This window comes from Mesorhizobium sp. M1423 (assembly GCF_040317575.1).
GTDB lineage: Bacteria > Pseudomonadota > Alphaproteobacteria > Rhizobiales > Rhizobiaceae > Mesorhizobium.
The window spans coordinates 94,874-116,652 of the sequence record NZ_JAMYKU010000009.1; the positions used below are offsets into that span (position 1 = coordinate 94,874).

At 62.9% G+C, this 21,779-nt stretch carries 20 protein-coding genes; 15 read left to right on the forward strand and 5 right to left on the reverse strand.

Annotation, left to right across the window (positions count from 1 at the left end; translation table 11 throughout):
* Positions 1–106: 106 nt before the first annotated feature.
* Complete coding sequence (locus NKG95_RS13765; protein WP_352846644.1) at positions 107–418, reverse strand: hypothetical protein; 312 nt, start codon at positions 416–418, stop codon at positions 107–109.
* Between the two features lie 193 nt (positions 419–611).
* On the opposite strand from NKG95_RS13765, the gene NKG95_RS13770 reads away from it, so the two are divergent.
* Both NKG95_RS13770 and NKG95_RS13775 read left to right on the forward strand, forming a co-directional pair.
* On the forward strand, positions 612–2,228 hold the full coding sequence (locus tag NKG95_RS13770; RefSeq protein WP_353041124.1) for a GMC family oxidoreductase: 1,617 nt from the start codon (positions 612–614) through the stop codon (positions 2,226–2,228).
* Positions 2,225–3,436, forward strand: coding sequence for a mandelate racemase/muconate lactonizing enzyme family protein (locus NKG95_RS13775; RefSeq protein ID WP_352859321.1), 1,212 nt, complete (start codon positions 2,225–2,227; stop codon positions 3,434–3,436). The genes NKG95_RS13770 and NKG95_RS13775 overlap by 4 nt, the downstream gene beginning before the upstream one ends.
* A 105-nt stretch (positions 3,437–3,541) precedes the next feature.
* On the opposite strand, the gene NKG95_RS13780 is transcribed toward NKG95_RS13775, so the two are convergent.
* Positions 3,542–4,480 carry a diacylglycerol/lipid kinase family protein gene (locus NKG95_RS13780; protein ID WP_352856853.1) on the reverse strand — a complete coding sequence of 313 codons (939 nt, stop codon included), beginning with the start codon at positions 4,478–4,480 and terminating at the stop codon, positions 3,542–3,544.
* 213 nt (positions 4,481–4,693) lie between these two features.
* Here NKG95_RS13780 and NKG95_RS13785 point away from each other — a divergent pair, with 213 nt between their 5' ends.
* The 5 genes from NKG95_RS13785 (at position 4,694) to NKG95_RS13805 (ending at position 8,900) form a co-directional block, all read left to right on the forward strand.
* The gene (locus tag NKG95_RS13785) at positions 4,694–5,152 is read left to right on the forward strand and encodes a carboxymuconolactone decarboxylase family protein (protein WP_353041126.1); all 459 of its coding nucleotides are present in this window, start codon (positions 4,694–4,696) and stop codon (positions 5,150–5,152) included.
* Positions 5,152–6,027, forward strand: coding sequence for a sigma-70 family RNA polymerase sigma factor (locus NKG95_RS13790; protein ID WP_353041128.1), 876 nt, complete (start codon positions 5,152–5,154; stop codon positions 6,025–6,027). The genes NKG95_RS13785 and NKG95_RS13790 overlap by 1 nt, the downstream gene beginning before the upstream one ends.
* Before the next feature lie 628 nt (positions 6,028–6,655).
* Entirely contained in the window at positions 6,656–7,090 is a 435-nt protein-coding gene (locus tag NKG95_RS13795) for a DUF4383 domain-containing protein (protein WP_023719157.1), read from the forward strand.
* Positions 7,091–7,096: 6 nt separating this feature from the next.
* Positions 7,097–8,227, forward strand: a complete 1,131-nt coding sequence (locus tag NKG95_RS13800) for a hypothetical protein (protein ID WP_353041130.1) — start codon at positions 7,097–7,099, stop codon at positions 8,225–8,227.
* A 160-nt stretch (positions 8,228–8,387) separates the two neighbouring features.
* Complete coding sequence (locus tag NKG95_RS13805) at positions 8,388–8,900, forward strand: hypothetical protein (protein ID WP_353041131.1); 513 nt, start codon at positions 8,388–8,390, stop codon at positions 8,898–8,900.
* Between the two features lie 7 nt (positions 8,901–8,907).
* Here NKG95_RS13805 and NKG95_RS13810 read toward each other — a convergent pair whose 3' ends face one another.
* Positions 8,908–10,530, reverse strand: a complete 1,623-nt coding sequence (locus NKG95_RS13810) for an FAD-binding protein (RefSeq protein WP_353041133.1) — start codon at positions 10,528–10,530, stop codon at positions 8,908–8,910.
* Positions 10,531–10,648: 118 nt separating this feature from the next.
* Here NKG95_RS13810 and NKG95_RS13815 point away from each other — a divergent pair, with 118 nt between their 5' ends.
* On the forward strand, positions 10,649–11,143 hold the full coding sequence (locus NKG95_RS13815; RefSeq protein ID WP_353041135.1) for a YegJ family protein: 495 nt from the start codon (positions 10,649–10,651) through the stop codon (positions 11,141–11,143).
* A gap of 15 nt (positions 11,144–11,158) precedes the next feature.
* Here the strand turns inward: NKG95_RS13815 and NKG95_RS13820 are convergent, their stop codons facing one another.
* Both NKG95_RS13820 and NKG95_RS13825 read right to left on the reverse strand, forming a co-directional pair.
* On the reverse strand, positions 11,159–12,130 hold the full coding sequence (locus NKG95_RS13820) for a hypothetical protein (RefSeq protein ID WP_353041136.1): 972 nt from the start codon (positions 12,128–12,130) through the stop codon (positions 11,159–11,161).
* A gap of 73 nt (positions 12,131–12,203) precedes the next feature.
* Positions 12,204–13,241, reverse strand: a complete 1,038-nt coding sequence (locus tag NKG95_RS13825; protein WP_353041137.1) for a CapA family protein — start codon at positions 13,239–13,241, stop codon at positions 12,204–12,206.
* A 141-nt stretch (positions 13,242–13,382) separates the two neighbouring features.
* On the opposite strand from NKG95_RS13825, the gene NKG95_RS13830 reads away from it, so the two are divergent.
* From NKG95_RS13830 to NKG95_RS13860, 7 genes are all read left to right on the forward strand, one after another.
* Positions 13,383–14,636: a hypothetical protein gene (locus NKG95_RS13830; protein WP_353041139.1), complete on the forward strand. Its 1,254-nt coding sequence runs from the start codon at positions 13,383–13,385 to the stop codon at positions 14,634–14,636.
* Between the two features lie 113 nt (positions 14,637–14,749).
* A complete protein-coding gene (gene uvrB / locus NKG95_RS13835; protein WP_353041141.1) occupies positions 14,750–17,920 on the forward strand; it encodes an excinuclease ABC subunit UvrB in 3,171 nt (1,056 codons plus the stop codon).
* Between the two features lie 62 nt (positions 17,921–17,982).
* Positions 17,983–18,459, forward strand: coding sequence for a hypothetical protein (locus NKG95_RS13840; protein ID WP_353041143.1), 477 nt, complete (start codon positions 17,983–17,985; stop codon positions 18,457–18,459).
* 51 nt (positions 18,460–18,510) lie between these two features.
* Positions 18,511–19,050: a hypothetical protein gene (locus NKG95_RS13845; RefSeq protein WP_353041144.1), complete on the forward strand. Its 540-nt coding sequence runs from the start codon at positions 18,511–18,513 to the stop codon at positions 19,048–19,050.
* A gap of 295 nt (positions 19,051–19,345) precedes the next feature.
* Positions 19,346–20,875, forward strand: coding sequence for an ABC-F family ATP-binding cassette domain-containing protein (locus tag NKG95_RS13850; RefSeq protein ID WP_353041146.1), 1,530 nt, complete (start codon positions 19,346–19,348; stop codon positions 20,873–20,875).
* Positions 20,876–20,979: 104 nt separating this feature from the next.
* Positions 20,980–21,153 carry a hypothetical protein gene (locus NKG95_RS13855; RefSeq protein WP_023719167.1) on the forward strand — a complete coding sequence of 58 codons (174 nt, stop codon included), beginning with the start codon at positions 20,980–20,982 and terminating at the stop codon, positions 21,151–21,153.
* Positions 21,154–21,281: 128 nt separating this feature from the next.
* Positions 21,282–21,710 carry a VOC family protein gene (locus NKG95_RS13860; protein ID WP_352856832.1) on the forward strand — a complete coding sequence of 143 codons (429 nt, stop codon included), beginning with the start codon at positions 21,282–21,284 and terminating at the stop codon, positions 21,708–21,710.
* The last annotated feature ends 69 nt before the right edge of the window (positions 21,711–21,779 follow it).

Genomic DNA, 21,779 nt, shown 5'->3' on the forward strand with positions numbered 1-21,779 from the left:
CACCGGCGAACATTACTGAACGCAAACGGATCAATCAAAGCCGTAGCGAGGCGCTCACCGACATTGCAACAGCTAGACTTCCGCAGCGGATCGCAGCTTGGCAAGCTTACGTCTCCGGGCGAATGAACCGGCTGGCGAACCTTACATTGTAGACGTGAAAATCACCGTCGGGCATGATTATCAACCCTGTGATGTTCGCCCGTTCGAAGCTATCTTCGACCGCGGGGTCGTTGACCTTCAAACTCACCGTCAGCGCACCGTCTACTTGATGAATTTCCTTATAATCGTATGCAACGCCCTCACCGAAGCAGGTGATGCAACCTCCCGAGATGATGAGTTCGACCGTTGGATCATCAGCGTCGACCCACTTGCCCTGCATTTGATCCGGCAATGGTGCATCCCGCCCAAATTGCTGCATTCCCATCCTCCAGTGCCAGCCGAGCGCTCCCAGCGTAGTTTCCGAGGCTAACGTCCGCAACGGGTGGTCGCGAGCTGAAATCCAAACCGGGTATCGCCGGTCGCTTTTTTCACAAGCGATGCCGGAAGCTCCGGTGATGGCGGCGGTCTGCGGCGTCTAGGCTGGGCGAAAATTAGGGCCATCTTTATCCACCATGCAGACCTATGACTTCATCATCGTCGGTTCCGGCTCGGCCGGTTCGGTCCTGGCCGAAAGGCTGTCGGCTTCCGGCCGCTTCTCGGTGCTGGTGCTCGAGGCCGGCGGCAGCGACCGCCGCTTCTACGTGCAGATGCCGCTCGGCTACGGCAAAACCTTCTTCGACCCGGCGGTCAACTGGAACTACAAGGCCGAGCCGGATCCGGGCCTGGCCGGCAATGTCGACCACTGGCCGCGCGGCAAGCTGCTCGGTGGCTCGAGTTCGATCAACGCCATGGTCTGGATCAGGGGCGCGCGCGAGGATTTCGACGCTTGGGCAGCGGCCGGCAATCCCGGCTGGGGCTTCGACGACCTGCTGCCCGCTTTCAAGGCGCTGGAGGATAACCAGGCCGGCGCCGACCAATGGCGCGGCGTCGGCGGGCCGCTGCATGTCACCGACTGCTCGACCTCCGTCCATCCGCTCACCAAGCGCTATCTCGCCGCCGCCAACCAGGCCGGCCTGCCGCTCAACCCGGATTTCAACGGCGCCTCGCAGGAAGGCGTCGGCGTCTACCAGATCACCACCAGGGACGGCCGCCGCATGTCGGCGGCGCGCGCCTTCCTGCGCCCGGCGATGAAGCGCAAAAACGTCCGCGTCGAGATCAACGCGCTGGCGACAAAAATCCTGTTCGAAGGCAAGCGCGCGGTCGGCGTCGAGTATCTCCAGAATGGCGTGACGAAGGCCGCTCGCGCCGGCCGCGAAATCATCCTGTCGGGCGGTTCGGTCAATTCGCCGCAACTGCTGCAGCTTTCCGGTGTCGGCCCGTCGGCGCTTCTTGGCGCGCTCGGCATTCCTGTCGTTCACGCCAATGAGAATGTCGGGGCAAACCTGCAGGATCATGTCGGCATCAATTACACTTTCAAGGGCAGGCAGCCGACGCTCAACCAGATCCTGCGCCCGTGGTGGGGCAAGCTGCTAGTCGGCATGCAGTACGTGTTTTTGCGGTCAGGCCCGCTGTCGCTGTCGATGAACAATGCCGGCGGCTTCTTCCGCACCGATCCGGCCACGGCACGGCCCAACATGCAGCTCTATTTCCAGGCGTTTTCGACGGTCATTCCGAAGAGCGGCGAACGGCCGATCCTGACGCCCGATCCATGGCCGGGCTTTTCCATCGGGCTCTCCAACTGCCGTCCGTCGAGCCGCGGCGAAATCATGATCCGCTCCGCCAATCCGCGCGATTATCCCAAAATCGTCGCCAATGCCTTTTCGACCGAGGCGGATGTCGCCGAAATGCTGGCGGCGGTGAAATTCGTCCGGAAGGTCGCTTCGATGCCGGCGATGGCGGAGATCATCGAGGAAGAGGTTTTGCCGGGTCCGTCGATCACCTCCGATGCGGACCTCATTCAGGATTTCAGAAAGCGCTCGGGTACCGTCTATCACCCGGTCTCGACCTGCCGCATGGGGCCGGACGCGGCGCGCGCCGTCGTCGATCCGCGCCTCAGGGTGCACGGCATCCAGGCGTTGCGCGTCATCGACGCCTCGATCTTTCCCGACAACATCACCGGCAACACCAACGCCGCCGCGATCATGACCGGATGGAAGGGCGCCGAACTGGTTCTGGAGGATCAAAAATGAAAATCACCGACGTCAAGACCTGGGTGGTCGGCAATCCGCCGCCCGGCATCGGCGGCAAGTATTTCATCTTCGTCAAGCTCACCACCGATGGCGGCGTCGTCGGCTATGGCGAGGCTTACAACGCCACCTTCTCGGCCCATGTCACCGCAAAAATGGTCGAGGATATGGCAGAGCGCTATCTCGTCGGCCGCGATCCGCACGACGTCGAGACCTTCTTCCGCCGCGCCTATTCGTCCGGCTTCACCCAGCGCCCCGACGTGTCGGGCATGGGCTGTTTCTCGGCGCTCGAAATCGCCTGCTGGGACATTATCGGCAAGGAGGCCGGCAAGCCGGTCTACAAGCTGCTTGGCGGCCAGGTGCACGAAACGCTGCGTTCCTATACCTACCTTTATCCGCACACCGGCAGCGTCCACTCCGAGGATGCGCGCGGCAAGAACGTCTACAACGATCCTGATCTGGCCGCCGCCTGCGCGCTCGAATATGTCGAGCAGGGTTTCAATGCGGTCAAGCTCGATCCGGCCGGCCCCTACACCGCCTTCGATGGGCACCAGCCGCGCCTCGTCGACATCGACCTCTCCGCCCGCATGGTCAAGGCGATCCGCGAGGCAGTCGGCACCAGAGCCGACATCCTGTTCGGCACGCACGGCCAGTTCACCGCTTCGGGTGCATTGCGCCTCGCCCGCGCCATCGAGCCCTATGATCCGCTGTGGTTCGAGGAGCCGGTGCCGCCCGACATGCCCGAGGTCATGGCTCAAGTGGCGCGCGGCACTTCGATCCCGATCGCGACAGGGGAAAGACTGACGACCAAGTTCGAATTTGCCCGGGTCATCGAGAACCGTGCCGCGACCATTCTTCAACCCGACCTTGGCCGCTCCGGCGGCATTCTCGAAACCAAGAAGATCGCCGCCATGGCCGAGGCCTATCACATCCAGGTCGCGCCGCATTGCTATTGCGGGCCGATTGTCGGCGCCGCCAACATCCAGCTTGCGGTGACGCTGCCCAACTTCCTCATTCTGGAATCACTGAAGCAGTGGGACGGTTTTCACGAGAAGCTGCTCAAGAAGAAGATCGAATGGCAGGACGGCAACGTCATCCCGTCTAAGGAGCCGGGCCTCGGCGTCGAGCTCGATGAGGCCGTCTGCGAGGCGCATCCCTGGACCGGCAAGGACCTGCATTTGCAGATGATGCAGACACCGTTGATGCCGTGAGTTGTCCAGCGGGACCTACCAACAATGTCGCGCGATTTCAACGTGTTGGACCTAGGATCGGAATCACCGCCGAAACAACTTGAATCAATCCCTCAACGGCTTGATTCAATATCTCAGCGTCAATGCGCCGGGCAGGATCTCGAAGGTCGCCGGTATGCGACCCGGCGATTCGCCGTCTATGTCGATCAGCGCGGCGTTCTTTTGCACATCGCCGAGCGGCTCGACAACCACTTTCTTGCCGCGCAGGATGGTGATCGCCGGATGGTTGCGGTGCCGCCCGCCATAGAGCAGGCGGATGTCCCAGATCAGCTTCAGCTTGCCGGCGGCGCGCAGGATAACGATGTCGAACTCGCCGTCGTTAAGCTCGGCGTCGGGCGCGATCATCATGCCGCCGCCAAAGAATTTTCCGTTTGCCACCGCCACCAGCGCCATGCGCGCCTCGACCGGGGCACCGTCGTCGACAGTGATCGCAACCTCCTGGAAGCGGTAGCGGAGGAACTCCCAGACCGTGCGCCAATAGAACAACGCCTTGGCCGAAACCTTGCCCTTGCGCTTGTCGGCATTGACCGCGCGGTCGGTGGCGCCGGAAAGCCCGAGGCTGGCGATGTTGATGAAATGGCGGCTGGCCAGCGCGCCATGGTCGTCGACATAGCTGATGCACCCGGCATCGACCTTGCGCCCCTTGGCCTCGGCAATCCGCTTCAGTGTCAGGTCGACATTGTCCGACAGGCCAAGCCCGCGGGCGAAGTCGATGCCGGTGCCGCAAGGCAGCAGCCCGAGTTCGGCCGTCCGGCCGCTTTCCCGGAAAGCCTTCAGCAGCCCGTCGGCGACCTCGCTGGCGGTGCCGTCGCCGCCGGCCGCGATCACCAGCTCGAAGCCGATGGCGGCAAGGTCGAGCGCCAGCCGTTCGGCATCCCCCTCGGCCTGCGTTTCACGCAGCTCGAAATCGCCGAAATGTCTTTTCAGCGAATCCGCAACTTCGGGCCAATGCCGCTTGAGCCTGCCGCCGCCGGCGATCGGATTGAGAACCACCGCGACCTTCAAGCCTGCCTCCCCAAGGCCATCGAACACGCCTTCCAATCATTTGCCGGCATTGAAGCCCGCGCCGAGCCGCGGGGCAAGGGACGAATGTCCGACAATGCGATCGAGCATGAAAAGCGATTTCGGCTGAGACTTGGCTGAAAAAGAGTCCAGCTCATGTCACATTCGGCAAATCCAACTCGTCATGTCTCCGGAAACCCTTGAAAGGAGATCACGATGGCACCCAGGCTAAACCCCTTTACCGCCAGCCCCGCGGCAATGCGGCCGTGGATCGAGCTGGGGAAAACAATTCAGACCAGCGGTCTCGAGCCCTTGTTGAGGGAACTTGTCATGACGCGGGCATCACAGATCAACGGATGCGCGTTCTGCATCCACCATCACGTTGAAGATGCCCGCAAGTACGGAGAGACCGAGGACCGGCTCCATCTTCTCAGCGCCTGGCGCGAGTCCGCGCTATATTCCGACCGCGAGCGGGCCGCGCTGGGCTGGACCGAGGCGCTGACGCTGGTGTCCGAGACCCGTGCGCCTGACGATGTCTACCAGGCGCTGCGCCAGCATTTTACCGAGGACGAGCAGGTGAGGCTCACCTTGCTGATCGCGCAAGTCAACGCCTGGAACCGGATCAGGATCGGCTTTCGTTCCGTACACGCGGCTGAGGAACGGAAGGCCGCCTGATGGCACCCGCATCGGGCCAGGACGCCGCTGTCGTCTTCGATCCCCTACGTCCGACCCTTGTCCGCGTTGCATATCGAATGCTGGGCTCGATCGCGGACGCGGAGGACGTTCTCCAGGACGCTTTCTTGCGCTGGCTCGATGTCGACCGAAACGCAGTGCGCGAACCGGAAGCTTTTCTGCGCCGGGTCGTCACGCGTTTGTGCCTGGACCGGCTCAAGTCGGTGCGGCGGCGGCGCGAGACCTATGTCGGCCCCTGGCTGCCTGAGCCGGTTATGGAATCGGCTGAGGACGAGACCGATGACGTAACCTTGCCCTTGCTGATGGCGCTGGAGCGCCTGTCGCCGCTGGAGCGCGCTGCCTTCCTGCTTCATGACGTGTTCGGCCTCGACTTCGCCGAGGTCGCGGCCACGATCGGCCGCGAGCCCGCCACCTGTCGCCAGCTCGCCAGCCGGGCGAGAGCCCATGTCCGCGCCGACCGCCCTCGCTATCCCGTGCCGCGGGAACAGGGCCTGGAGATCGCCGAAGCCTTCTTCGCCGCGTCCCGGGACGGCAAGTTGGACAGCCTGCGCGCACTGCTCGCGGCGGACGTCACGCTCTACGCCGATGGCGGCGGCAAGGCACCGGCGCGAAAGGCCCCGGCCATTGGGCTCGATGATGTGATGCGCCAGTACGCGACGTTCGCGTCTGTCTATGCGGTGAGCCGATCTCGCCTGCTGCGCTATGGCTTTATCAACGGCCTGCCGGGGTTCATCACCATCGAGCGAGGCGACATTCTCCAAACGACTGCGCTGGAGATTGAGGATGGTCGCGTCGTCGCCATCTATGTCGTGCGCAACCCCGATAAGCTCAGGCACATGGCTGACACCCTGCATTGACGGCTTGGCAGGCGGGCACCGCCAATCAACTGCCCACGAACCCCTCTGCGAATACGCGCCTTAGTCCCCGATAATCCCGCTATCCACAGGCGCGCGGCAGTTTCGCCAAACGCTTATCCGGCGTACATTAAACCCATCTCAGGCGGCTACCGATCGCCACGCCGAAAGGCAAAGCGGAACGGCGGATTTCCTGAGGCCCGTACGGCCCTGAACGAGAACAGGCTTGCTTGTTGGAGGGATGGAAGCCGAGACCTACGGGGCCGCGGAAAGCGTGCGAACGCCAACGGCGGACCGATGCTGCCATGAAGGACGGCAAAAACCTTCGATGGCGCGCTGGGCAAAGCTCGCAAGAGTGGAGACTGGCGTGGTCCGGAACGGACGCTGCCCTCGGGTGGCGACTGGCGGGACCGTCAAAATCAAGGCCGGCATGGCGGGACATCTTTCGGGAGTTGCTGCCGCGACCGTGTCCTGATCTGACAGGGAGGCGCTGGGAGAAATCCCGGCGCCGACTGTCTTTGTGGCTCCGCCTGACGATTTTGCCGGCGACGCTTCACCCTGCGCCAAAATCAGCTACTATCCATTAGCCGTCGGGGGCCGTTTGAGAAGGCTGACGGCAGGGGGATACTTCATGACGCTCATCCAGAAGCTTGCTGTTGCCTATGCTTTCCTGTTCTTCGGTGTTGTTGCCATCGGCTATGTGCCGGCCTTCAACGATGCCGGCGGCAATCTGTTCGGCCTGTTCTCGCTGCAATGGTATGACGATTTGCTGCACGCCTTCTCCGGCGTGTGGGCGCTGGCCGCCGCCTTCATCTCGCACCGCCAGGCGGTGTTCTATTTCAAGCTGTTCGGATCGGTCTATCTGTTCGACGGCGTGCTCGGCCTGGTCACCGGTTCCGGCTGCCTCGATGGCGGCATTTTCATCAACGGCTTCCGCTCCTTGAACGACATCGAATTCCCCGCCCGCTTCTTCGCCAACCTGCCTCACATCGTCATCGGCGGCTTCGCCGTCTATGTCGGGTTCTGGCTGTCGAAACGCGTGTACGACCATTTCGCCACGGCCTGACCGGCCATGTTCCTGTTCCGCTGGCTGAAGCGCATTATCAAGGCGATCCTCTGGCTCGTCGTCATTGTCGTGTTGATCCCGATCGCCGGGCTGGCCTACGGCTTTCTCACGACGCCGTCGCTGGACACAACACCATTGCCGGGCGTCACTGAGGGTGCCCCGCCGACGGCGCTGGCCGACAAGGTCCGTGCCGAGATCCCCGGCTACCAGCGGCCGGAGGAATCGACCTTTCTCACCTATCCGGAATGGGCCATCGTCTACGCCGCCCGCGAATATGCCGGCTTCATCGACAAGAACCAGCCGAGTGGTTTTCCCTATCTCTCCTATATCGGCCGCTTCTGGCAGGACTATGCGATGGTCGTCCGCGCCAGCTCCGCCTACAAGTTCAACCTCGACAACCACCAGATGCTGGTGATCATCGGCACCAGCCACACGATCGAGCACGCAATCCAGTGGGCCTATGAAAATACGGTCGGCCGCATTACCGAAGCGACGGCCGGCAAGCGCACCGCCGTCGACATCTACCAGGCCAAGGTAGCGGCCGATTATGCTGGTTTTCTCGACCAGGTGCCGTGGTACCAGTTTCCCTATGCCGAAAAGCGTGCCGGCCTGTTTGCCGTCCAGCCGGCAGCGGACGACAGCGCCGTCCGCACCAGCGAACGCAAGCTCGCCTTCGGCCTCGCCTACACCATCAAGCAGGGTTACGCCGATCTGATCAAGTCGGCGCTCGCCGCCACCACCGACCCGGCCTTGCTCGACATCCACGTCTGGGCCAAGGGTCCGGTCAGCGAGGTGACCCGCAACGAGCCCGACACCTTGCTGGAGCGCGATCTCGGCGCCGACGGCACGGTCTTCGTCACCAGGCGCTATCAGGTGTTCACCGACATGATCCCGCGCCTGATCGGCAAGGGCGTCTCCTTCGTCGAGATCGGCGGCAATGACGAGATCATGGTCACCGTGCTTTCCAATGACGAGATCAATGTTCCCCAAGGCGCACGCACCTTGTTCAGCTACCCGCTTCCGGCGGAACCTTCGACGCGCCGCACCGGCCTGACCGTCGCCGTGCGCAAGCTGCACATCGTGCTGCCGGCGCTGATGACGGCAGGCGCCAGGCTCGAACACGTCTACGATTACTGAGGCCTTTCAGTCACAGCCGGCCTCGGCAAGACGCTGCGTGACGCTCCGCCACGCTCATTCCACAATCGCGGCCAAATCCCGCCTTGTTCCGCAACGATTGATGATGCCGTAGCACTTTGATCTTGCGCACATGCGCCGGGCAATTCGGAGGGACAAGACCGTGATCAAGACCGCCCTTGTCGCCATGACCATCGTCGGCTGCGACTGCGACGCCAGGCTTTGCGAATATATCGGCGAGACGCCCGCCAAGTGGTCGACCATCGCTGAATGCGAAGCGGCGATGAAAAGCCAGATGCTGCGCGAGCGCAATTTCGATTATCCGCTGGTCTCGGGCATCTGCCGGACACAGAACTCGTCTTCGTCATCGCAGCTCGCGACCGCTTCCGAGCCTGAATTGACGACGGCTAGCACGGCCGCGACAGATCCGCTGCCATCGGAACTGAGCCATCGGCCCAGCGCTGCGGTCGGAACGCAGGCGACGGCGACGGAAACAGAAGCCGTCCGGCCGGTCGCCTACGAAGCGGCGGTCGATGGCGGCCGCGCCATGCTCTACCGCACGAAGACCGGTTACGCCGTGGTCAAGAGCGATCTCGGCCGCGCCGCATCGGCAACGATCGGCATCGCCAAGCGCTCGGCGAACTGGCTGGCGGCGAAACTGCCTGACGGTCTGTAACCGGCCCTCAGGCCGTTCCGATCAGTGCTTTGATGGCGCGATAAAAAGTAGACGAAAACAGCTCGCCCGGATCGTATTGCCGCTTCTTCGCCAGGAAAGACGGCAGTTCCGGATAGGAGGCAAGCAGCTCCTTGCCCGTATAATGGAGCTGGTAAGGCAGGAAAAACCGCCCGCCATGCTTGATCGTCACGTCGATCAGCGCCCTTGTCAGCGCCCGCATCCTGGCATTGCCGTCGGCGTCGGTCGGCTGATTGATGTAGAGCACCAGCGAATAGGCCGGCTCCGGCGCATAATTCAGCGCCACATCCTCTTTGTGGACGATGCGCACCGACGCGTTGAGCACCGGCAGGCTCTGGTTGCGCAGGATCTCGCGCGCTTCCGCGATGAACGGATTATAGGCTGCCCGCGGGATGAAATATTCGTGCAGGATATCGGTCTCGTCGAGCAGATCGTTGAACAGATAGGGCACTGAATCGTGCATCGGGTTGTTGCGCGTGACCAGGCAGGCCTCACCTTCGGCCATTGCCGTCGTCCGGGCCACAGTGCAGCTCTCGAATTTCGGCTCCAGCGTCTTTTCGGTGAACCATTTCAGCTCCTGGAACAGGCTGCCCCATTTCGCCAGGTTGATGATCACCCGCTTGAGCCCAACCGAACCCGGTTCGCCGATTGCCGGCTGGTCGGCCGACGGCTGGTCGGCCACCTTGTCGTAGCGGTAGACGATCATGTCTTCGAGGAAATTGCCCGGCGCCGTCGACAAATGGCCGTAGAACAGGCCGATGTCCCTGTTGGGTTCCAGCACCTCGGCGAAGAATTTCGGAAAATCGTCCGATTTGATGATCTCGCGCGAGGTCCGGTAGACGGCGTTGTCGACGATGTCGAGCGTCGCCTCCAGCACCACGCCGAACAGGCCGTAGCCGCCGACGACGTGGCGGAACAGCTCGGTGTTTTCGGTCGGTGAGCAAGTCGTCACCGAGCCGTCGGCCAGCATCACCCGAATCGAACGGATCGAGCCGGCGACCGAGCCGGCCTGATGGTCCATGCCGTGGGCGTTGACCGACAGCGAGCCACCCACCGAAAAGATGTCGGTTGACTGCATCGCCTTCACAGCGAAGCGCGGGTGCAAAAGGTCCTGGATGTCGTGCCAGCGCGCGCCCGGCTGCAAGGTCATCGTCTTCGCCGCCGCATCGACGCTGACCTTGTTGAATTTGCGCATGTCGAGCACCAGCGCATTGTCGTCGAAGGCGTGGCCGCCCATCGAGTGGCGCACCGCCGCGACCGAGATCTTTAGGCCATTGGCGCGGGCAAAGCCCAGCGCGCTCGCAATGTGGTTTTCCTCGCTGACTTCGATAACGCCGTAGACCGGCGTCACCGACAGGCCGCTGGCATCGTTGATGTCGCCACCCTTGCTCAGCCATGGCAGCGATGGATCGTATGCCGGCGCGTTCTCCAGCGGCTTCAGCGCCAGGTCGATGCCGTCAATGTCGGCAATGCGCCCGGAATTCTTCTGCGCCGACGGGCCGCGGGCCAGCCGCGCCACGGTCGTCCCGCCCCAGACCATCGCGCCGCCGACCACCGCCGCACCAAGCAGCAACCGCCGCGACAGGCGAAACCCCTTGCGTTCCTCGATCATAGCCCCACCCCACTGTCCCAGGAATAGCGCCTGATGGAGACAAAAACCAGTTGCCAATCAGACGTTCGGCGAATGATGATCCGGTTTGTCTGGCGGAAATGTCGAAAGCAGTCGCACCATGAAGCTTGCAGCCCGTACCGCGCTTGCCCTGTTGCTCGCGTTTGCTGCGGTATCAGCCGACGCGCAAACCCCTGGTCAGGGCGACGACAAAGTCGTCAGCGTAGCTGGCGACGATCCGGAAATGGCGGCCGCTATCGAGCAGGCGCGTGCCGGTCTCGACGACTTCCTGGCATTGGCCGACGCGCCGCCATCCGGAACCGCCGACTTCCAATTGAAAGTCATGGTCAGGGACGGGGACGCCACGGAACATTTCTGGGTCATTCCCTTCCACCGTACGGCGGCCGGATTTGCGGGAACCTTGGACAACGAGCCGCAGACCGTTCACAACGTCGTGGCAGGCCAGGAGATCGAATTCAGCCGGGACGATATTTCCGACTGGGGCTACATGAAGAACGGCCGCAGGGTGGGAAGTTTCACTGTCTGCGTTCTCTTCAAAAAAATGTCGAAGGATGACGCCGACTATTATCGCCAGAACTATGGCTTCGATTGTTGACGGCTGAATTCCAGTTCAACTGGCCTCTACATCGTTCACGCCGATCTTTCGCACCAGTGCCGCGGTCGCCAGGATCGCGCCCATGTCGGCGATCATCGGCGCGACGTGTTTGGTGTAGTCGAGACGCGTGGAGATATCCGGCAGCTCGAAGAAATTCCTTTCCTGCGGCAGCAGCAGGAAACCGTCACTGCCGCTGAGCGCAATGCGTGCCGGATCGTGCGGCCGGGTTTCGCCGAGCCATTGCAGCGCCTGCGCCAGCCGGCCGGTCACCAGCGGCCGCGCCGCCTCGATATTGTCGGTGCGGAACTCGTAGGCGGCATCGAGCTCCGGCGCGCCGCTGGACAGTTCCTGCATCTTGCTGCCGAAGATGCCGCGGAAGAAGCCGACGACCTTGTTGGTCCGGCGCGCGGCGACCAATGTGCCTGGGAACGGCACGATCGTCTCGAAGGCGACGATGACGCCCTTGAACACTGCTGTCGTGCTCTTGCCCGTCCCTTCCCGGAGATCTGCTTCGTAAAGCTCGAACGGAAACCCTTCATAGCGGCCGGAAAAAACATCGTCGAAAGACTGCCGGCTGAACGGACCAACCGTCTCGCGCGGCAGCCGGTCGAACGAATTCGGCTTGATATTGTGCCGGTACCGCATGTCCTCGATGAAGCCGAAGACGATCGGCAGCAGCGTGCTGCGGAACGACTGCTGCAATTTGCCCGCCGGCTTGATCGCCTGGAAATAGAGCAGGATCGCCGCCAGGAAGCCGCCGATATAGAGGAACACATGCGGGGTCGAGAACCACTGCTCGTTCGGGTCGGCAACCCCGTTGAAAAGCCAGGCCACAAGCGCCACGAACACCAGCAGCAGTCCGATGAACATCGGCACCCGCCAGCGCGTCTGGCGATGGGCCGAAGCTCTTTCGGCCTCGTAGGCCTCGATGTTCTTCCTGATGCCGGCGATCACCGCTTCGCTCGGCATGAAATCCGCTGTTTCCATCGCCCACCCGCCGCCACAAGCCTGCCCGCGTAGCGCATGATAGCCGGTTTTGTGGACCGCGTCAGCGCAGCCGTCAGCGCGCGGCGAAGATCGCATCAAGGCGGGCCAGAACCCTTTGCCTCGATTTTCCCGCCAGCGCTTCAACCGGCACCAGCCGCTCATGATCGCCGGTGCGCAGCCGCATGAAGGCATGCAGCCGGTAGGCGGCGATGGCCCCGCGCGTGCCGGGATCGGCGCTGATGTCGACGACGAGAATGGCGCCGATACGGCTCGGCCATGGCTGGCGCGCGAAGGCGGTGCCGAAGAAATCGCCGAGCCCATAGGCGACGAGCGTCTTGCCGAGCCGCTCGATTGGCTGCACGACATGGGCATGATGTCCGGCGACCAGGCCGACGCCATGTTCGGCCAGGCGCTGGGCGAGCTTTCGCGTTTCTGCGCGCGGAAAATGCCGGAACTCCCAATCCCAATGCGGCACCGCGCAGAGGAGATCGACACCCGATGCGGCACCGCGCGGCCATTGCGTCGGATCGCCTTGCATCGAGACTCGGCCCGCGAATTGAGCCGCGCCGGCGTTGCGCCACAGGGTAAAGCCGGCAAGGCCGATGGTCAGCGGCCCGACCGCAAACCGTTCGACTGGAGCCCCAGCACCGATGGTGCGGCTGCCGAGCCGCGCTATCGCGGCGACAGTCTCGTCGAAGCCGGCAATGCCCTGGTCGAGCACATGGTTGTTGGCCAGCGACAGCACCAGTCTTTCCAGCGAAATGCCGGCGGCGGCCAGCGCCTCGGCAAGAAACCGCTCGCTCATCGCATGGTGCGTGCCGAACCTCGTACCCAAAACAGAGCTCGGCCGTTCCACGACCGGGCTTTCGCAATTGCCGACCACGAGATCGGCCGAGGCGAGCAGCGCCGCGATCGCCGGATCGCAGTCCGGCGCACGACGATTGGCCACCGCCGAGATGTCGCCGACGAATGCCAGCCGCACCGTCCGCGCCGGCGCCGGTTCGAGCAGGGCTGCCGCCATCGGAGCGAAGCCGCGAGCCGCGCCGCCGAGCGAAGGCCGGAGGAAACGGGGCAGCCAGGACAGTTTGTAGGAAAGCGGATAATTCGACACGCGACGCCCAATCGTTTGCCCTGTGTAAACCGTCCGCCGGATTGATTGAAGCGTCGACTGTTATCGGTGAATCACAGGGCTACAGGCGCGCGAACCAAATGCGTGTATGATCCACTGCGGAGCGACGAAGGGGCGATCACGATGACGCGTTTTTCCAGGCTGGTGGCATGCGCCATCGTTCTTCTCCTGCCGCTGTCCGCGGCCAGCACCGCAGCTCCCGAACCGGCGGCCCTGTTCGAGGCAAAAACCGTGGCCGAGCGCGACAGCGCGCTAGCCGCGCTGGAAGCCGCCGCGCCCGGCGATCCTGCATCGGCCTATGCCACCGGCGCCGGTGAATTCTTCACCGCGCTGGAGATCCTGGCCGGCGGTCTGCACCGCCACGGTTTCGAAAGCCCGCAATCGTTCATGCTGCCGCTGATGCGGCTGCCGGTGCCGGACAATGCCGATCCCGAGCCGCTGACCTACGAACAATTCCGCGCCATTCTCGTCGCCTTCCGCGACCGGTTGGAGAAATCCGCAGCCACGCTGGGCTCGGTACCCGCCGACGCCGACATCGGCATGGTCATCGACCTCATCCGTCTCGGCATCGACCTCAATGAGGACGGCACGATCGCGCCGGACGAAAGCGCCGCCGCGATCATGGCGTCTCTGTCACGCGGCGGTGGTGCGCCAGACGCGGCCGCACCCGCCTTCACGTTCCGCTTCGACCGCGCCGACGGTTATTGGCTGCAGGGCTATGCCGAGTTCCTGATGGCGCAGGCCGACTTCTGGCTGGCGCATGATTTCAGGAACACGTTCGACGGCTCCTTCCATATGCTGTTCCCCCACGCCAACCTGCCGCTTCAGGACACGCTCGTGCCGCTGGACGGCGGCATGGGCGGCGGCATCCTGACGTCCGAATGGCGCCTCGCCGACTTCATCTCCCTGGTGCACCTCATCAACTGGCAAGTGGTCGAGCCTGAGCGCCGGCAAGCGGCACGCCGCCATCTCATGGAAATGATCCGGCTGTCGCGCGAGGACTGGAAAGCCATCCGCGCCGAAACCGACAATGACCGTGAATGGCTGCCCGGGCCGCAGCAGAAAGGCGCCAGCCCGCTCACCGGCCTCGAGGTCGGCGAGCAGCAGGTGCAGGCCTGGCTCGCCGCCCTGGCCATGGCCGAGGATCTGCTGGAAGGCCGCACCTTGCTGCCGCATTTCCGCATCGCCGACAAAGGCATCAACATGAAGCGCTTCTTCGACGAGCCGAAGCCCTTCGACCTGGTGCTGTCGATCACCGGCCCGGCCATCGCGCCCTATCTCGAACGCGGCAAGATTCTCACCAGCGAGGAGTTCAACCAGATCCAGCGCCAATTCGGCGGCGCCGGGTTTCTGACATTCGCGTTGTGGTTTAATTGAGCGGGAAACTTGGACGGTGCTCCTGACACCCTTCTGTCAGCAGCTGGATTGTGCCTCGCGCCCCTTGGCACTCCGCTCTTTCCATTTTGGCCGATACCTCCCATATTCGGGCCATGGCCAGACTCTCCGACAAGAAAACGCCGCCGCCGGCGAATGACGATCGCGCATCGCCGCCCAAGCGGCGCAGTCCGCTGACCGATTTCCTCGATGCCTCGGAGCCACTGCACGGCTTTGCCGAAGCGCCGCAGGCCGAGCTCACCGGCGCGCCGCTAACCGGCTCGATCGCCGACTGGGCCGAGCAGATCGAGCAGGAAGCCGAGAAGGAAGGGCGCGTTTCCGGCAAAGTCGGCGGCAAATTAGCGAAGTCGGCGAAAAAGATCCCCGAGCGCTCGTCTTCCCCCGGCCGTACGGCACGCGGCACCTCGATGGGCGGCGCGGCTTCGGCGCGGGAGCGCACCGCGGCCGGTCTCAATCCTGTCGCCGGCCTCGATGTCTCACTGGAAGAGGCCGAGACCATGGCTTCGGGCGGCGTCACCGCCACCGTCGCGGCGCTGTCGGCGCTGATCGAATCCGGCAATCCGCTGCACAAGGACGGCGTGCTGTGGACGCCGCACCGCCCTGCCCGACCGGAGAAATCCGAAGGCGGCATCGCCATCAAGATGGTCTCGGATTTCGAGCCGGCCGGCGACCAGCCGACGGCGATCAAGGATCTGGTCGAGGGCGTCAACAGCAACGACCGCACCCAGGTTTTGCTCGGCGTCACCGGCTCCGGCAAGACTTTCACCATGGCCAAGGTGATCGAGGAGACGCAGCGCCCTGCTCTGATCCTGGCCCCCAACAAGACGCTTGCCGCGCAGCTCTATTCCGAGTTCAAGAAATTCTTCCCGGAAAACGCCGTCGAGTATTTTGTCAGCTACTACGACTATTACCAGCCTGAGGCCTATGTGCCCCGGACCGACACCTACATCGAGAAGGAATCCTCGATCAACGAGCAGATCGATCGCATGCGCCACTCGGCGACGCGCTCGCTGCTCGAGCGTGACGACGTCATCATCGTCGCCTCGGTCTCCTGCATCTACGGTATCGGCTCGGTCGAGACCTATACGGCGATGACCTTCCAGATGCAGATCGGCGACCGCCTAGACCAGCGCGCGTTGCTCGCCGACCTCGTCGCCCAGCAATACAAGCGCCAGGACATAAACTTCGTCCGCGGCTCGTTCCGGGTGCGCGGCGACACGATCGAGATCTTCCCGGCTCACCTCGAGGACCGTGCCTGGCGCATCTCGTTGTTCGGCGACGAGATCGAGGCGATCACCGAATTCGATCCGCTGACGGGCCAAAAGACCGGCGAGCTGAAGAGCGTCAAGATCTACGCCAATTCGCACTATGTGACGCCGCGCCCGACCTTGAACCAGGCCATCAAGTCGATCAAGGAAGAACTCAAGCATAGGCTGGTCGAACTCGAACGGGCCGGTCGGTTGCTGGAGGCGCAGCGGCTGGAGCAGCGCACCCGCTTCGACCTGGAGATGCTTGAGGCGACCGGCTCCTGCGCCGGCATCGAGAATTACTCGCGCTATCTGACCGGCCGCCAGCCGGGCGATCCGCCGCCGACCTTGTTCGAATACATCCCCGACAATGCGTTGGTCTTTGTCGACGAAAGCCACGTCACCGTACCGCAGATCGGCGGCATGTATCGCGGCGACTTTCGCCGCAAGGCGACGCTGGCCGAGTACGGGTTCCGCCTGCCGTCCTGCATGGACAACCGGCCGCTGCGCTTCGAGGAGTGGGACGCCATGCGCCCGCTGTCCGTCGCGGTTTCGGCAACGCCCGGCGGCTGGGAGATGGAGCAGTCCGGCGGCGTCTTCGCCGAACAGGTCATCCGCCCGACCGGCCTGATCGACCCGCCGGTCGAAGTGCGCCCGGCCAAGAGCCAGGTCGACGACGTTGTCGGCGAAATCCGCGAGACCACCAAGGCCGGCTACCGCACGCTGGTCACCGTGCTGACCAAACGCATGGCCGAGGATTTGACCGAATATCTGCATGAGCAAGGCATTCGCGTGCGCTACATGCACTCCGACATCGACACGCTGGAGCGTATCGAGATCCTGCGCGACCTGCGCCTCGGCGCCTTCGACGTGCTGGTCGGTATCAACCTGTTGCGCGAAGGCCTCGACATTCCCGAATGCGGCTTCGTCGCCATTCTCGATGCCGACAAGGAAGGTTTTCTGCGCTCCGAGACATCGCTGATCCAGACCATCGGCCGCGCCGCCAGAAACGTCGACGGCAAGGTCATCCTCTATGCCGACCAGATCACCGGCTCAATGGAGCGGGCGATGGCCGAGACCAACCGCCGTCGCGAAAAGCAGATGGAGTGGAACGCGGCCAACGGCATCACCCCGGAATCGGTCAAGTCGCGCATTTCGGACATCCTGGACTCGGTTTACGAGAAGGACCATGTCCGCGCCGACATCTCGCAGTTCACCGACAGCGCCGGCGCGATGATGGGCAACAATCTGAAAGCCCATCTCGACGCGATGGACAAGCAGATGCGCGACGCCGCCGCCAACCTCGATTTCGAGAAGGCGGCCCGCATCCGCGACGAGATCAAGCGGCTGCGCGAGATGGAACTGTCCATCTCCGACGATCCTTTGGCCAAATATGCCGACATGGAAAGCCCGGTCTCGGGCCGCGAAAAGGGCAAGCACAACAAGGGCGTGGCCAAACATCGTACATCAGAGGAACAGGAGCGTTTCCGCAAGCTCGACGAGGCACGTGCCGCCGAAGAGGCAGCCAAGGCTGCACGGCCCAACCTCTTCCGCAAGCCGGAGCTCGACGAAATGGGCGCCGACGGTGCCGTGCCGGTCAAGAAGCCGCTCTTCGCCAAGCCCTCGCTCGACGCGATGGGACCCGGCACCGACATGCCGACGCCGGCCGGCGCGGTGTCCCGTTCGCTGTTCAAGAAACAGTCGGCCGAAGAAGCGCACGGCTCCGATTTCGGCATCCCCGGTGACTCCACAAAACCGCTGTTCAAGAAGAATTCGCTCGATGAGATGACCGTGCGGCGCACAGAAAAGCCGATCGAAGGAAAGGTGCCGGCCAAGCCACAGCCGATCTCCCCACCTGTGGGGGAGATGTCCGGCAGGACAGAGGGGGGCGCGAAGGAACGCGGCGATTCCGCCAAGCCCATCGTCCGCCAGCGTGCCGGTATCGGCTCCTACGAAGACCCAGCCGACGCCCGCCGCGAAAAGCGCCGGCCGGGCAAGACTGGTCGGCCGGGACGGTAATTCTGCCGTGGCGCTGCTTGAGCGCCACATGTATCTTCTCGCCATCGCTTGGGTGGCTACAGATGATAACACGCCGTTTCTTTGGGCTTCTCGCGGCAGGGTTCCTGCCGTCCCGCGCGGCGTCTCAAACAACAAGCGCCCCGCGGCGCTTGCAAGAAGACATTCCTATAGCCGCGCAGTGGATATCCAACGCACTGCAAAGTTCGGACTATGGCGCGGATTTCTCACCGCAGAGCATATCCGAGGTGGAGCGCTTCTTTCGCGAGCAGACAAAGGATGGAGAGCCCATTTCCGACGGCTTGATGGCACAAGATATCGGGTCGCGCCTGTTTGCGTTGGGATCCTACTGCGGCGAGGTGTTGCGCAAGGAACTTGGCGGGCATTGGCTGACGAATGATGACGATCCCGAGGGGGAAATCAACGCGGCTCTGGAAGTCGGAAGCGGCGTCACCTGCTGGCCCATGCAACGGGCCATGAAGCGGCTGCGCAGCAGCGAGGACGACCTGGTGGCTTGGGCCGAAGGGATCAGGCGGGGCTGAAAGGCGGAGTATCCAAACCTACGACAACAATTGGCAGCAAATCGGGGTTCGATGCGGCAACAAGGTAAACTCCACATTCTGCCCCTGATTTTAGGCAGCAAAGACACGCCTTTGCGGGCTGGCGCTGATCTTGGACCGGTGCAGAAACACCTTGGCTTTCCGAAATGGCTGTATGTCTATCAGGACCAGCCATGCGGTTTTCTTCTGGGTTATGGCGATCTGGAAATCAACATTTTGACCAGGCGCAATCGAGCGCGAGTTCACCGCATCAGCATCAAACTTTGGCGCATGCCTGATACGCCCAAGTCCCTGCCTTTGAAATGGAATGGCAATAGCCAAATCGATCTCGACGGCTTTAGTCCAGCTATGACGTTTTCGGCCGCCAAGACGCTCCTCGCAAGTTTAGGGCTGCAAGCCGAGGAATATAAGATGGAAAGCGGATATGAAACTGTCCGCCGGCTCGTGCTCCCTCACGCCGAGCTTCATTTCTTCAGTGGACCGGAAGAACCGATCCTGATGGAGATTCACTTCGAAACGCCACAGGATATCCAGCGGACCAAGGGTGACTTCATATTCCCTGTGTCAGACTAAGGGCTGCCTGCAGAGCACGCACTTGCAACCCACCCCGCCTTTGGTGTAATCGCTCCGCACACTCAAACGTCTTGAAAGGAGGGCTGCGTGCATATCGACCACCACCGTCAGCGCGGCCCTGTCTCTGCCCTGCGAGCTTGCTTGCAGGGCTGACCAGAGACGGTCCGGGTTCTCCCGCTTCGATTTTCTTGGTCCGCCCTTCGTGGTGCTGCAACGCCGAGCCTGATGGCCAGCCTGCGCATCGTCAAAGTGCATCGAACCGGAACCTCACTCCGGGCAGACCAGAGAAACCCAAATGGCCCTGATCAGCCTCAAGTCCCTCGGCGTCACCATGAGTGCGCCCCTCTTCTCCAATCTCGACCTCACCATCGGCACCGGCGACCGGCTCGGCATCGTCGCCGCCAACGGCCGCGGCAAATCTACCTTGCTGAAGTGCCTGACCGGCGAGATGGAGCCGACATCAGGCGACATCACCCGCACGCGCGGCCTGCGCGTCGGCTATGTCGAGCAGGTCATTCCCGCAGCGCTGGCCGGGCGCTGCTTTCATGAGGTGGTGGCCGACGCCTTGCCAGCCGAGCACGCCGAAAGCGAGCTGTGGCGCGTCGATGTGGTCCTCGATTCGCTCGACGTACCCGATCCGATGCGCGAGCGGCCGATGCGGGCCTTGAGCGGCGGCTGGCAAAGGCTGGCGCTGATCGCCCGCGTCTGGGTCACCGATCCCGACGTCCTGCTTCTCGACGAGCCGACCAACCATCTCGACCTCGGCAAGATCAGCCAGCTCGAGACCTGGCTGAACGCGCTGCCGCGTGAGGTGCCGCTGGTGATCGCCAGCCACGATAGGGCGTTCCTCGACGCGACAACCAACCGCACGCTGTTCCTGCGCCCCGACCAGTCGCCGGTGTTCTCGCTGCCCTATTCGCGGGCGAGGCTTGCGCTGGACGAGGTCGACGCTTCGACCGAGCGCAAGTTCCAGCGCGACATGAAAGTGGCGCAGCAGCTGCGCCGGCAGGCGGCCAAGCTCAACAATATCGGCATCAATTCCGGCAGCGATCTTTTGACGGTCAAGACCAAGCAGCTCAACCAGCGCGCCCAGCGCCTCGAGGAGGTCGCAGCCCCCGCGCATCGCGCAAAATCGGCGGGCACGATCAAGCTCGCCAATCGCGGCAGCCATGCCAAGGTGCTGATCACGCTCGACGATTTGGTGGTCGGAACACCTAACGGCACGGTTCTGTTCAGCACCGGCAAGCGCCACATCTGCCAAGGCGACCGCATCGTCCTGCTCGGCCGTAACGGCGTTGGCAAATCACGGCTGATCGGCCTGATCCGGAATGCCATCGTCGAGCCGCAAACGGCGGCGCGAGGCGTGAAGGTGACGCCGTCGACGGTGCTCGGCTATAGCGACCAGGCGTTGTCGGGCATCAGCGACGACGACACGCCGCTGGCGATGCTCTCGCGCGGATTCGACGTTGGCGAGCAGCGCGCCCGCTCGCTGCTCGCGGGCGCCGGCGTCAGCATCGACATGCAGGAGCGCAGGATCAGCGTGCTGTCGGGCGGACAGAAGGCGAGGCTGATGATGCTGGCGCTCAGGCTCGCCAATCCCAACTTCTATTTACTCGACGAGCCGACCAACCACCTCGACATCGACGGCCAGGAGGCACTGGAAGCGGAATTGCTGGAACATCAAGCAAGCTGCCTGCTTGCCTCGCACGACCGCTCCTTCATCCGCGCGGTTGGCAACCGCTTCTGGCTGATCGAGAAACGGCGGCTGACCGAGGTCGATAGCCCGGAAGCTTTCTTCCGGGAGGTTGCCGAGGCCGACGGTTGAAAAATTGTGGAAAAAAATTCCGGCGCTCTGTCGGATGATGATCGCATGCCACGTCCTTGGGTTGCCGACACGGTGATGCCGGCGCCAATCGAGGAGAAAGCATCATGTCTATTCTGTCATCCATAGGTCACGCCGTGACGCGTTACTCGGCGGCTCGCGCCCGTTATCGCAGCGAACGCGCCATCCTTTCATTGCCGATCGAGTTGCGCAAAGATATCGGCTGGCCGGAAATCGTCGTCGACGCGCAAAACAGCCCGCGGATTCGCATCGAAGGTTGAAAGGTGGCAGTTGGCCGTTGCGGCAGGCGCCATTTCGAATCCAAAAAACCATCGGCCGTGTAGGATCGTCGCCGTTCCGTTCGTCCTGTGGTTCGCAAAGGCAAATCAGACGCAAAGAGGAGCATGACATGAATGACCAGCCGCAGACCCAGCCCGCCGCCAAGGTGCTTGGCGGATTGACGCCCTACCTTCAGCTGGACGGCGCTTTCAAAGCCTCCGAATTTTACCAAAAAGCCTTCGGTGCCGAGCAGGTCTTTGCCTATCCGCCGGACGAACAGGGCCGTACCATGCATATCCATCTCCACATCAACGGTTCGACGCTGATGCTTTCCGACTTCTATCCCGAGCATGGAATGGCCGTTGTGAAGCCTCAGGGCTACACCATGCAGCTCCATCTCGGCAGCGACGACATCGACGCCTGGTGGAAGCGGGCCATCGAGGCTGGCTGCGAGGAAGTCGTGCCGTTGCAGGTGATGTTCTGGGGCGACCGCTGGGGCAATATGCGTGATCCGTTCGGCGTCGAATGGGCAATGAACGCGCCGGTGAAAGCGGCTTAGGATCCCCACACAGGTATGTACCGGAAATCACCGCTCAAGAGGGCGGAAAACAATCGCATGGAGGAAATC